Here is a 12,859-nt window from a genome sequence, read left to right on the forward strand (position 1 = left end):
GGCTGATCGGGCTGCTGGTGTCGCGCGCATGCCCCAGCCGCCGCCGTGGACCAGGAGCCGCTGTCCGCGTTCGGCCCAGGCCAGGGCGGGTTCCCTACCGCGGGTCGCTTCGAGGCCGGAGGTGTCCGATCGACGGAGCGACGGTGACGGTACCGAGTCGACGTGGCAGACGTGCACCCGGGGCGGTGGCTCCCGATCGTGCCGCGTACCGCGCCACGATCGGGAGCCAGAAACCGGAGAGGACGACGAACGTGTCGACCCCTCGTCCGCGCCATGATCGGAAGAGCTCCTCAACCGCCTCCTCCGTAACGGCCTCCGACGGGTCCCTCGCGATGCCCTGGCCCGCCAACGCGACACGGAAGTCCCGGTGGAAGGCCCACTTCATCTTCTCGGTGGTGGCGCGCTCGTCCTCGGGGAGCAGCCGTTCCAGCACGGTGACACGGACGTCGCCGCCCCGCTCCCGCACACGGCGGGCGAGCAGTAGGCCGGGCACGTGCACTCCGAGCGCGACACCGAAGGTGAGGATCTCGATCATCGAGCGCCCCCGCCCGCCTCGCCGGCGAGGGCACCCAGGCTCGCGAGCAGCTCCTGCCGCACGAGGCCGGCCACGTACTCGTGCTCCGGGCCGGACGCGCCGCGAGGCACCGCCTCGACCAACATGACCAGGTACAGGTAGCACCTGTAGAGCGCCAGGCGCCGCCGGGTCCGGGTGTCCAGGTCCATCACGCCGCCCGCTGCCCGGTAGCCCTCCAGGAAGGCCGGGTCGTCGGCGATGTCGCCGAACAGGGCCAGCGACACCATCTCGGCCAACGGGTCCCCCCAGAAGGCGCGCTCACCGTCCACCAGGCCGGTGATCACCGGCCCGTGCCGGGTGTCGTCGGTGAGGATGTTGCCCGCCCACAAGTCGAAGTGGACCAGGACCGGGGTGTGGACGTCGTCGAGGAGGTGCGCCTGGGCGCGTACCAGGTCGCTGACGCGGTCCACGGGCGCCGGCAGGGGCGCGGCGAAACGGCGGGCGTCCGCCAGTACCGCGTCGACCATGGACAGGAAGGCGGTCCGCCAGTTTGGGGCCAGTCCCGCCTGGGGGTAGCCGAAGGCGTCTCCGGTGATCTGGTGCAGGTCCGCGACCAGGCCGCCCAGCTCGGCGCGCAGCCCGTCCCACTCGGTCTTGCCGGTGCGGCGGCGGCGTGAGTACAGGGTCTGGCCCGGAAGGCGGGTCATGAGTAGGAGGTCGCTGCCGACCACCTCGTGGCCGAAGTCGGCATGCACCACCTCGGGGACGGGCAGACGGTCGGGGACGGTGCGGTAGAACAGCTCCTCGGTGCGCGTGATCCCGTATTCATAGGTCATTCTCGGCGTCGACAGGTCCGGTGCGACCTTCAGGACCAGGTCGGTCCCACCGGCCATGCGTACCCGGTAGACGCTGTTGAAAGTTCCCTCGGCCAGCTCTTCGTAGGCATTCAGTCGCCCGGGGTCGATCCCGGCCGCGGCGAGCACGGCCCGCACCCCCTCGCGGTCCACACCGACCCGGTCTTCCGATGTCATCTGGCCTCCTTCGCCCCGCTCTCGCGTACGGCGTCCCGCTGGATCTGCGTCATCGTCTCGACCCGCCGCGCGGCGGCGGCGAGTCCGCGTCCGGCCACGTCGTGGCCCGTCATGAGGAGTTCCCTCACAGCGTCGAACTGGTGACGGAACCGCGTTGACGGCCACCGACGTCGCCCGTCCGACGAAGTCGATGACCGCTCCGGCCACGGCGGGGCCGGCCAGTTTGGACACGCTGTCGGAACTCTGCAGTCGGGAGTTCGCGGCGAACAGCGCGCCGGGCTGGACGAGGGCGGACAGGTAGGACTGGGCGCGACCGCCCCACCCGTGCTCCACCAGGTCGACACAGATCCCCTGCCCGGGTGTCGAAGGAGCGACGTTGAAGCGTTCACCACCGAAGCCCGTCTCCTCGAACAGGCAGAGGGTGTTGGAGAAGGGGCAGGAGCCATCGGAGCCAGACCGGTTCTCGGTGGCCTGACGTGTCGATTTTGACCGCCTGGTGGCGAATGAACCATGGAAGCTGTTCCAGCGGGTCGTCTCCGAATCACCCACCCGAACTCGTGACGGTGGACGGCGCAGCCCCGGCGACTGCGCGGAGTTGACCACGATCATCTTCGTGGACACGCCCGGCCGCACCTGGGCCCGATTCCCGCCGACGTCCGCCTCTTCCGACCCCACAGCGCTCCTTCATTGCCTGGGAAGCAAAACCTGGAGAGAGTTTCTTCGCTCGGGTGGTTGAACCACGTCGGAGTGTGCCATAGACCGGAAAACGCCATCGGGGCGATATGCCCGTTTTGTTGACTACTGTGGCGAACTTTGTGTAGCGCCAGGGACTCCTGACCACATCCGGCCACCTCGGCGTCGATCGGTAACCAGCAAATGAGCAGATCAACCACCCTCCCGTTTGAGTATTGGATGAGGCGTCCAACCCCCGCAGCCAACCAGCGGATAAATAAAGACTTGTGGGAGAGACCAGGGCGGTGTTAGAACCTCCAGCGCTCTTAAATGCACGACTGCATTAAAAATGCAGAATCAGAAATTTGACACCCGGAAACCAGCACGTTTCCTTTGCCTCCCGGAAGGTGGTAGTCATATTTGTAGCACTCATGCATCACCCAATTGAAGACATTGAAAATCCCATGCCAGTCACACCAAGATGGCCCAGGCGCCAGCTCGTACTGCTTACCCCTGAGGGGATCGAAGCTATCCAGGCCTCTCAAGCGCTCACCCTGCTGGAGGAGGATGGAAAAGGAGTACGGGCTCCCTTGCTGATGCCGACGGCCGTCCCGTCGCACCACTACGAGAGAAACTCGGGTGGAGTTCAGAGGAGATCGTCGTGTTTTTGCGCCAGGGGGCGGACAAGGAAGCATTGGTACATGGCGTTGGCGGTGCGGAAAACTACCGGACGCGCACCTTTACGACGTAGATCACTCAGGTATGACGTCAGCCCGGCAGACGAGGGAGCAACAACCCCCCCGCGGACGGCGCGGCCGGCTCCCGCGACAGGAGCGCCCCGACCACGGAAGCCCGCCCTTCCGGGCACCGCTTCGACGCCGGGCAGTTGGTGAGGCTAACCTAACGTCGGGGTTTCTCGCCCTTATGTACCGCTCGCTGAGGAGGAAGAGACACCGTGCGCATCGAACACCCTCGCCACCGCGCGATGATCCGCACCCGGGTGGTGCGCACCACGCGGGTCAGCAAGCACTTCGTCACGGTGACCCTCGGCGGCGCCGAACTGGAGGGGTTCGACTTCCTCGGACGCGACCAGTTCGTGCGCCTCTTCCTCCCCCGGGAGGGGCAGGAACGGCTGCACATGCCCGCCGACGCGGACAAGCGCTGGGTGGAGCAGTTGTACGCCATGTCGGACGAACGCAAACCGCACGTGCGCAGCTACTCCGTCCGCCGCTTCGACCCGGAGGCGCTCGAACTCGACCTGGAGTTCGTGGACCACGGCGACGCCGGACCGGCCTCCGCCTGGGCCACCGCAGCGGCCCCCGGCGATGAGGCGGGCCTGCTCGCCGACGGCGTGTACTACGTGCCCTCCGAGGGGACCGACTGGCAGCTCCTCGTGGGCGACGAGAGTGCCGTGCCCGCCCTGGTCTCGATCCTGGAGCAGGCCCCAGGCGACCTGAGAGCCCAGGTCTACCTGGAGGTGCCCTCCCACGACGACGTCCGGCCGCTGCCGGACCTGCCCGGCGTTGACGTGCACTGGCTGCCCCGCACCGACCCGCACGCCCTCCCAGGCAAGCTCGCCCTGGAGACCGTTCGCGCCGCCGTCTTCCCCCAGGGCCGCCCCTTCTGCTTCGTCGCCGGGGAGAACGCCCTGCCCACGGGCCTGCGGCGGGTGCTGGTCCGCGAGCGCGGCGTGCCCAAGTCCGACATCGCGTTCGTCGGCTACTGGCGCCACGGCACCTCGGCCATGGACTGACCGGGCACAACCCCGGTACGTCCTGCGCCGTTCACCCTCCTCCCGGAGCAGGCTCCGGGAGGAGCTGGGGCCCGGCACGTCCCTCATCCCGCGAGGTAGGCGAGGACCGCCAGGACCCGCCGGTTGTCGGTCGGGCTCACCGGCAGGTCGAGTTTGGCGAAGATCCCGCTCACGTGCTTGGCGACCGCCGCCTCGGTGACCACCAGCGCCTCCGCAGCGGCGGCGTTGGTGCGGCCCCGTGCCATCAGCTCCAGCACCTCGCGCTCGCGCGGGGTCAGCCGCTCCAGGACCGACCGGTTGCGGCGGCGGCCCAGCAGACGCCGCACCACCTCCGGGTCGACGACCGTACCCCCGGAGGCCACCCGCTCCAGGGTGCCCAGGAACTCGTTTACGTCCCCGACCCGGTCCTTGAGCAGGTAGCCGACCCCCTCGGTGCGGCTCTCCAGGAGTTCGGCGGCAGCCGCTCCCAACACGTACTGGGAAAGGACGAGGACGCCCGTCCCGGGGTGCGTGCGGGTGAGCGCGATCGCGGCGCGCAAGCCGTCGTCGTTGTGGTCCGGCGGCATGCGCACGTCGGTGATCACGACGTCGGGCCGGTGCACGGCCACCGCGGACAGGAGCGCGGTGGCGTCGCCGACCGAGGCCGCCACCTCGTGCCCGACCATGGCGACGAGCTGTTCCAGGCCCGCGCGCAGCAGCACCGAGTCCTCGGCGATCACGACCCGCACGGAATCCTCACCTCCACCGTCGTGGGCCCTCCCCCGGGGCTGGTCAGGGACACCCGCCCGCCCAGTGCCGCCGCCCGGTCGGCGAGACCGGTCAGCCCGCTCCCCCGGCCCGGGTCCGCACCGCCGCGGCCGTCGTCGGTGACCGTGAGCAGCAGGGCCCTCCGCCGGGCGGCCCCGCCCACCCGCAGGCCCACCCGGACGGTCTCGGCGCCGGAGTGGCGGGCGGCGTTGGCCACGGCCTCCGCCGCGCAGAAGTACGCGGTGGACTCGACCGCGTCGGGCAGCCGCCCCACGCCACCCGCCGCGACGGCGACCTCCACCTGCTGGGTGTCCGCGAGCTCTTCCAGCGCCGCGACCAGCCCGCGCTCGGTCAGGGCCGCCGGGTGGATGCCGTGCACCAGCTCGCGCAGCTCGGCGAGGGCGGCACGGGCGTCGGCGTGGGCCTGGCCGACCAGGGCCCTGGCCTGGTCGGGGTCCTCGTCGAACCGGTCGGCGGCCATGCCCAGGCGCATGACCAGCGCGGTGAGCCGCTGCTGGGCGCCGTCGTGCAGGTCGCGCTCGATGCGCCGCCGCTCGGCGGTGAACCCGTCCACGATTCGCGTCCGGGAGCGGGACACCAGGACGAGTCGCTCGCCGAGTTCGGCCAGCTCCTCCCCCTGTGGCGCGGTCAGCAGCGCCCGTGCCAGCCGGGCCCGGCCCGCCGCCAGGACCATGGTCAGGTAGGCGGCCGGCGGCAGCACTGCCAGGCCGAGGAGTATGTCGGGGACGGCGGTGACCGTATTGTCGGCGCCCTGGGCGGCGCGCAGCAGCGGCGAGGCCAGCAGGGCCGCCGGTACTCCCGCCAGGAGCACGACCAGGACCAGTTCGACCACGCACAGCAGTACCAGCAGCAGGCCGTGGGCGAGTTCCAGCCAGGTGGCCGCCTCGCGGGAGCGCCACCGGGCCCACCCCGAGGGTCCCGTTCCCGGCGGCGGGGGCGTGTGCGGGGAGGGCGCGGGAGCGCCGCCCACCAGGGCGAGCCTGCGCCGCTCGACCGCCCCCAGAGGCACGCCCGCCAGGGTGAGCAGCGGCCAGCACAGGACGGACCATGCCACGGCGACCGGGGCCGACGTCGCCAGGTAGAGCAGCGCGCGCCACGGCCAGGGGGTGAGGAGGACTGCGACCGGGCGGCGTACGAGTGCCGGCCACAGAGCCGTTTCAGCGTCGTTCTCTCGCACCGGAAAATCCTATGCGCCCCCTTCCGGGAAGAGGGGGTCCGGTGGAGAAGAGGGGTGCCCGCCCCACCCTGGATGTCGAGGTTCCTCTACCTCTCCCGTCCCGCACCACGAGGCGTCCGGGGGCCGGGTTCCGCTCCCCCGGAATCCGGGGCGTCGGGAACCCCGGGAGCGGTGGTGAACTACCGGTCAACCTGGCGTTGTTCTGCGTCGGCGGCGTTCTGCCGGCCGGTGCCCGGGGTTCTTCTGCGACCCGTACGCGCCCGGCCACAGCCGTCGGCCGCGCCCCCCTTCCGCCATGACGGCGGGGCGTGTAACGTCACCGACGATCAATGCACCTGGAAGCGAATACAGGACTACCGGAGGAGCGACACTCGGGGCGATAGTCATCGGCGCGGGAAACATGAGCAGGCGATATATTCCTGCATTGCACGATCCCGCCGAGGCACGACTTCCCCTGCGATCCTGCACCGTCTCGGATATCACTACTTCCCCCTGTCGACTGTTGTCTGATCATTGTTCATCAACGACTCATCCAAGGAAGGTACGTGCGGCATCCGCGTACTGCTGACCGGATGAGGAAGATTCTCTTACGAATACGCTGACAGGTCGGCGACGTGCGCAGGTCGGCCGAGCGCACAGGGTGCGGAGGCGACGGAAGTGCGAAAATCCCATCGATCGGCGCCATCACGCCCGCACATGAGAGACCTCGATGCCCAGCACGACTGTAAGCAGCGAAAAGGCGACTGCCTATGGCGCTTTCGCGGCGAACGGCGTAATGTACGCCGCACTTGTGAGTCGCGTTCCGGCTTTGGGGGCGGAGCTGGGTCTGTCCACGGCAGAACTCGGACTGCTTCTGTTGTGGCTGGCCGCCGGGGCAGTGTCCGGACTCCCGGCCGCAGGCCTCCTGGTCCAACGTCTCGGTGGGAGCCGAGGAATCACCGTCGGCATCTCTCTTTCGGGAGCAGGACTGTTACTGCTCGCCATCGGCCTGGGGATAGCCTCGTGGCCCGTCGCAGCGGCCGCACTCTTCTTCGTCGGGTTGGGGATGGGCCTGTGGGAAGTCAGCATGAACGTTCTCGGCTCACGCATAGCACACCTCATCGGCAGCGAGAACCTGTTACCGCGACTTCACGCCGCGCTCAGCCTGGGAACCGTGGCCGGGGCTCTTCTCGGTGCATTTCTAGCGAGCATGTCGGTGCCTCTGCCGAGCCAGAACTTGGGCATGGTGGGCCTGCTGGTGCTGATAGCTTTTCTACTCAGGCGGGTTACACCAAGCGCGGACACGCGTGGCACAGGCGATTCCACGCGCGCACCCGGAGGCGTACTGCTGGCATGCTGGCGTGAACGGCGAACCCTTCTTATCGGAATATGTGTCCTGGGATTCGCCTTCGCCGAAGGTACAGCCAACGAATGGATCGCTTATGTTCTGGTCGACGGTTATGGCGCCGCCGAGCACACGGGAGCTCTTGCGTTTGCCGCCTTCGTGGCAGCGATGACGGCGGGGCGTCTCACCGGAGGTGCTCTCGTTGCTCACGTCGGCCGCGCCGGCGTCCTTCGCGTCTCCGTCGGGCTGGCCCTTTGCGGCGTACTTGTTGTGGCTTTCGGCAACGCGGTCGCTTGGGCTCTCGTGGGAGCGCTTCTGTGGGGGTTGGGGGCCGCGATGGGGTTTCCGGTCGGCATTGCGGCGGCGGCTGACGACCCAGCAAGAGCCGCAGCGAGGGTGTCTGTCATCAGTTCGTTGGGCTATGCGGCCTTCCTGGGGGGACCACCGCTGCTGGGTTTGCTCGGGGGGCTCTACGGCATCCAGCAGGCAATACTGATTGTCTGTGCGGCGCTTTTGTTGGCCTTCCTCGCGGCGGGGTCCACTCGGCAGATCACCGACATCGGGGACAGAGAAAATCCTCAGGGGACCCAGTAGGAAGCACGAGGCATTCGCAACTGTGGAGGCCTTCTCGCCGGCACAGTGATTCGGGAGTTCGAGGGGCCGAACGCGGACGCCCCACCTCCGTCCTGGCCCAGAGGTGGTGTCACGTCATCGCTACCCTGGCCCCGACCGCAACCGCCCTCGAAGTGGCGGCCGTGCCCGCCACCGCCGCGAAGGCGGCCCCGCGAGCGCGTGCGGCGGCCTCCAGGGCACGGCCCTGGTCCGGTGCCTTCCCTTCCGCCTACCGCCGACCCGCCGAGACCCCCAGTCCCGACCAACCCCTGCGAGACCGTATGAGCTGGTCCGAACGCATCGTGAAGAGTGACGGCGTCCGCATCTCCTGCCGCGACTGGGCAGGAACCGGACGACCTGTGGTCCTGCTGCACGGACTGGCCGGCCACGCGGGTGAATGGGATGCCGTCGCCCGGCAGCTGAGCGTCCGACACCGGGTCGTGGCAGTCGACCAGCGCGGCCACGGTGCCAGCGAACGCCTCCCCGACGACCTGTCCCGCGCCGCCTACGTCGCCGACGTCGTCGCCGTACTCGACCAGCTCGACCTCCGGACGCCCGTCCTGATCGGCCAGTCGCTCGGCGGCCACGCTGCCATGCTCACCACCGCCGCACACCCCGACCTCATCCACGCACTCGTCCTGGTCGAAGCTGGTCCCGGTGGCCCGAACCCCTCCGTACAGGAGGAGATCGGTGGATGGCTCGACTCGTGGCCGAACCCCTTCCCGTCGCGGCAGGCCGCCGTCGACTTCCTCGGCGGCGGGGCAGTCGGCGAAGGCTGGGCAGCCGGGCTGGAGGAACGCGACGGCGGCTGGTGGCCGCGTTTCGACCGCGACGTCATGATCGACTCGCTGGACGAGAACGCCCGGCGCTCCTTCTGGAACGAGTGGACGAGGATCGCATGCCCGACCCTGGTCGTCCTCGGCCAGTTCGGCATCATCCCCCCGCAGGAGATCCACGACATGCTCCGCCTGCGACCGGACACGACAGCCGTGAGCATCCCCCGCGCAGGGCACGACGTCCACCTCGAACGAACCGACGTGCTGCAACGGATACTCCGGGAATTCCTCAGCGACATTCCCACGTACCCCGCCCACAGGCGCACCTGACCCGGAGAAGCCGTACCCGAGGCCCTCCAGCACGCCCGTCCCCCGGCCACCCGCGTCGCGCCGTCGGGCATACGCGCTCCCCGGGCACACGCGCCCGGGGAGCGCGTGTGCCCGACCCGTTCCCGCTACGGCGCGAGCGCCTCACCGTCCACGACGGGCGTGCCCTGCCAGCTGCTCCAGAGCACGGCGTAGCGGCCTCCGGCCGCGACCAGCTCCGCGTGCGGCCCCTGCTCGACGATCCGGCCCTGGTCCATCACCACCACCCGGTCGGCGGTCCGGGCCTGGGTGAGCCGGTGCGCCACGACGAGGGTGGTGCGCCCCGCCGTGGCCGCGGCTGCGGCCCGCTCCAGGCGCCGGGCACCGGAGCTGCCGGCCTCGGCCGTGGCCTCGTCCAGGACGGCGACGTCCGGGTCGGCCAGGACCAGGCGGGCCAGCGCCAGGTGCTGGGCCTGTTCTGCGGTCAGGGCGTGGCCGCCCTCGCCGACGACCGTGTCCAGCCCCTCGGGCAGGGCGCGCACCCACTCCAGGGCGCCGACGGCCTCCAGCGCTTCCCCGGCGTCGTCCTCGGTGGCCTCGGCGCGCGCCAGGCGCAGGTCCTCCAGGAGGGTCCCGGCGAACACGTGGGTCTCCTGGCTGACCAGGTACACGTGCTCGCGCACCCGGCGTTCCCCGAGCTCGTCGAGGGGGACGCCGCCCAGGTAGACGGTCCCCCGGCTGGGTGTGCGCAGCCCGCTCACCAGGGCCGCAAGCGTGGTCTTGCCGGCGCCGCTGGCCCCGACCAGGGCCACCCGTTCCCCGGCCGCGACGTCCAGGGTCACCTCCTCCAGTGCGGGCGGGGCACCGGCCCCGTAGGAGTGGGTGACGCCCTCGATCCGCACGGTGGAGCCCGCGGGCCCCTCCTCGGCGCCCGGGTCGCGCTCCTGCGGGAGGTCGACGACACCCGCCAGCCGGGCCAGGCTGGCCCCGGCCGACTGGACCTCGTTGAAGTTCATCACGAGGAAGATCATCGGCCCGAACAGGCGGTGGAAGTACAGGGCTGCCGCGGTGACCATGCCGACCGTGGCGAGGTCGCCGCGCACCAGCCAGAACCCGGTGACCAGCACGGCGGTCAGGCCCACGCACTCGGCGCCGTTGAGGCGCGACCCGAAGCGGGTGAACAGGCGGAACACCTCCACGGTGATGTCCCTGGCCGCACGGGACCTGTGCGCGACGCGGGCCTCGTGCTCGTCCTCCAGGCGGTACGCGCGCACGGTGCCGCGTCCGCGCAGGGCTCCCATCATCGCGTGCGAGCGCTCGCCCATGGCGATCCGCTCGCGGGCGTAGTAGGGGCCGGAGCGGGGCAGGTACCAGCGCACGGCCATCGCGTACACGGGCAGCGCGCAGAGCCCGGCCAGGCCCAGGCGCCAGTCCAGGGCGGTCATGCCCACCGCGGTGAGCACGACCGTGGCCAGGGCGACCACCACGTCGGGCCCGGTGCGCGCGATGCTGCTGGTGACCACGGCGACGTCGTCGCCGACCCTGGACAGCAGGTCGCCGATGCGGACCCGTTCGAGCCGGGTGGCGGGCATGTGCAGGACCCGGTCCATGACGCGCTCGCGCAACCCCGCCAGGACCGTCTCGCCGACCCGGCTGACCATCCACGCGCCCAGTCCCACGAGCAGTCCGCCGACCACCGCGGCGGCGGCGATCAGCGCGGCCGAGCGCAGGACGGCGTCCGGGCTCGCCCCCGCGGAGATGTCGTCGACCATCCGGCCCAGTACCCAGGGGGCGACCAGTCCGGCGCCGCTGCCCGCGAGCACGGTCAGCAGGGCCAGGGGGGTGGCCCATCCGGTGCGGCTCACGCCCTCCCCGAGCACGGCCCAGGTCCTGCGGGCGGTGGCGGTGGGGAGCAGGTCGCCGCCGGGGTGGTCCGCGGCGGCGGGGGGCGCCTCCGCGGTGTCCGTGGAAGTGGTCGCGCTCATCGGAGCACCGCCTCGCCGTAGTGCCGGTCTTCCTCGACCAGTCGTGCGTGTGTTCCGGTGCTGTGCACCTGCCCGCCGACGAGCACGACGACCCGGTCGGCGCGGGCCAGCAGTGCGGGGCTCGCCGCCACGACCAGGGTCGCCCCCGCCGTCGCGCGTCCTGCCCGCGCGGCGGCGACGCCGCGCGCGATGGCCTCCTCGGTGACCGCGTCCACGGCAGTGGTGGGGTCGTGCAGGACGAGCACGGGCGGGTCGGCGGCCAGGGCGCGGGCCAGGGCCACGCGCTGGCGCTGGCCGCCGGACAGGTTGGCGGCCTGGTCGGAGACGGGCCGGTCGAGGCCGTCGGGGTGGCCGACGACCAGGTCCTCGGCGGAGGCCGCCCGCAGCGCGTCGAGCAGCCGTTCGTCGTCGGGTTCGGTGCCGGTGACCAGGTTGGAGCGCAGGGTGCCCTCGAACAGGGCGGACCCGTGCTCCTCGACCAGGACCGTGGCGCGCAGGGCTGCCAGGTCCAGGTCGTGGACGGGGACGCCGCCGACGGTGGCGGAGCCGCCGGTGCCCTCCGGGTCGCCCCGGCCCGAAAGCAGTTCCAGCAGTGCCTCGGCGTCGCGGGGGTCGGTGGTGAGCACGCCGACGAACTCGCCGGGGACGAGCCGCAGGTCCACGTCGCGCAGGGTGCGGTAGGAGACGCCGGACAGCTCCACGAGCGCGTCCCCGCCACTCTCCTGCGGGGACCGGTTCCCGGGGGTGACGGCGTCGGGCGCGTTGAGCAGCCTGACCAGCCGCTCGGCGGAGGCACGGGCGGTCGCGAAGATCTGACCGACCATGCCCAGGCCCTGGACGGGCTCGGCGAGGAACTGGGCCAGGCCGATCACGATGACGAGTTCGCCGATGGTGAGACGGCCCTCCAGTGCCATCCACCCGGCCGCGCCCGCGACGCAGGCGAGGAACACGGCGCTGGCGGCGGTGACCAGTCCCCGGTAGACGCCGCTGCTGGCGGCGGCGCCGACCGATGCCTCCAGTGCTCGCACGCTGGCGGAGCGGTAGCGGAGGGCGGCGTTGTGGCGGGCACCGATCCCCATGAGGACGCGCAGCCCGGTGACCAGGTCGGTGGCCAGGGCGGTCGCCCCGGCGGCGGTGGCCTGCTTGGCCGCGCTGCGCCGGGTGATGTGGGCCGCGGGGATGCGCAGCAGCAGCATGAGGAGGGGTACGCCCACGAGCACGCCGACGCCGAGCGGGACGTCGACCACCAGGAGGGCGACGGTGGTGACGGCGATCGCGACCGTCATGGCGATCCCCGACGCCCAGGCGCGCACGTACAGGGCGGCCTGTTCGGCGTCGGAGGTGGCCACGGACAGGACCTCGCCCACCCGCAGCCCGCTGCGCTCGCCGCGCGGGTCGAGGGCGCGGCGAGCGGCCTCGACCCTGAGCAGGTGGGCCTCGTTCTCGACGGCGCGCAGGGCGAAACGCGCCCCGGTGCGGTAGGCCAGGGCCAGCACGGTGAAGAGCAGCACCGTGCCCGCGACGCAGTACGCGAGGGCGGTGACGTCCCCGGGGAACACGGCCAGGTCGATGGTCAGGCCGATGGCGACGGGGACGAGGGCCTCGGCGACCTGGTGCAGGGAGAGCAGGACGACGCCGAGGCAGACGTGGCGGCGGTTGCGGCGCAGGGTGCGCCGGCGCAGGGCCCGCGCGCTGTCGGGGGCGCCGTCGGGGCGGGTCCGTGGCGCGGGGGCGGCCTGCTCTGCGGCGGGGGGCGCGGTGTCGGGGGGTTCGACCGTGCCGGTGGCGGCGCTCACCTGGTGCGTCCTCTCTCTTCGGGGTGTACGACCCCGTACAGACGTGTACTCATCCGATGTTCTGTTCTCCCTGCCGTGTCGTGCCCTGGCCAGGCTAGTCAGGCCGCCCGTCCGCACCGAACACGACCCCGGCCACCCGACCACT

General features: G+C 71.2%; 9 protein-coding genes. 3 read left to right on the top strand and 6 right to left on the bottom strand.

The genetic code is table 11. The features are described 5' to 3' along the window. Window positions 1–94: 94 nt before the first annotated feature. Together ACFWTE_RS08325 and ACFWTE_RS08330 are read right to left on the bottom strand one after the other, a co-directional pair. Entirely contained in the window at window positions 95–535 is a 441-nt protein-coding gene (locus tag ACFWTE_RS08325) for a hypothetical protein (RefSeq protein ID WP_378778636.1), read from the bottom strand. Further along, window positions 532–1,545: a phosphotransferase family protein gene (locus tag ACFWTE_RS08330; protein ID WP_378778637.1), complete on the bottom strand. Its 1,014-nt coding sequence runs from the start codon at window positions 1,543–1,545 to the stop codon at window positions 532–534. Before ACFWTE_RS08330 ends, ACFWTE_RS08325 begins: the two co-directional genes overlap by 4 nt. 1,627 nt (window positions 1,546–3,172) lie before the next feature. On the opposite strand from ACFWTE_RS08330, the gene ACFWTE_RS08335 reads away from it, so the two are divergent. Next, a complete protein-coding gene (locus ACFWTE_RS08335) occupies window positions 3,173–3,970 on the top strand; it encodes a siderophore-interacting protein (protein WP_378778638.1) in 798 nt (265 codons plus the stop codon). Between the two features lie 83 nt (window positions 3,971–4,053). Here ACFWTE_RS08335 and ACFWTE_RS08340 read toward each other — a convergent pair whose 3' ends face one another. Both ACFWTE_RS08340 and ACFWTE_RS08345 read right to left on the bottom strand, forming a co-directional pair. Beyond that, window positions 4,054–4,698, bottom strand: a complete 645-nt coding sequence (locus tag ACFWTE_RS08340) for a response regulator (protein WP_378778639.1) — start codon at window positions 4,696–4,698, stop codon at window positions 4,054–4,056. Continuing rightward, window positions 4,686–5,915, bottom strand: a complete 1,230-nt coding sequence (locus ACFWTE_RS08345) for a sensor histidine kinase (RefSeq protein ID WP_378778640.1) — start codon at window positions 5,913–5,915, stop codon at window positions 4,686–4,688. Before ACFWTE_RS08345 ends, ACFWTE_RS08340 begins: the two co-directional genes overlap by 13 nt. Window positions 5,916–6,624: 709 nt before the next feature. Between ACFWTE_RS08345 and ACFWTE_RS08350 the strand changes: the two genes are divergently transcribed. Next, complete coding sequence (locus ACFWTE_RS08350) at window positions 6,625–7,833, top strand: MFS transporter (protein WP_378778641.1); 1,209 nt, start codon at window positions 6,625–6,627, stop codon at window positions 7,831–7,833. Window positions 7,834–8,132: 299 nt separating this feature from the next. Then, window positions 8,133–8,957: an alpha/beta fold hydrolase gene (locus ACFWTE_RS08355; protein ID WP_378778642.1), complete on the top strand. Its 825-nt coding sequence runs from the start codon at window positions 8,133–8,135 to the stop codon at window positions 8,955–8,957. Between the two features lie 125 nt (window positions 8,958–9,082). Here the strand turns inward: ACFWTE_RS08355 and ACFWTE_RS08360 are convergent, their stop codons facing one another. After that, a complete protein-coding gene (locus ACFWTE_RS08360) occupies window positions 9,083–10,918 on the bottom strand; it encodes an ABC transporter ATP-binding protein (protein WP_378778643.1) in 1,836 nt (611 codons plus the stop codon). Then, window positions 10,915–12,714, bottom strand: a complete 1,800-nt coding sequence (locus ACFWTE_RS08365) for an ABC transporter transmembrane domain-containing protein (protein WP_378778644.1) — start codon at window positions 12,712–12,714, stop codon at window positions 10,915–10,917. The genes ACFWTE_RS08360 and ACFWTE_RS08365 overlap by 4 nt, the downstream gene beginning before the upstream one ends. Window positions 12,715–12,859 lie beyond the last annotated feature (145 nt).

The sequence above is a fragment of the Nocardiopsis sp. NPDC058631 genome (assembly GCF_042716955.1).
Taxonomy (GTDB): domain Bacteria; phylum Actinomycetota; class Actinomycetes; order Streptosporangiales; family Streptosporangiaceae; genus Nocardiopsis.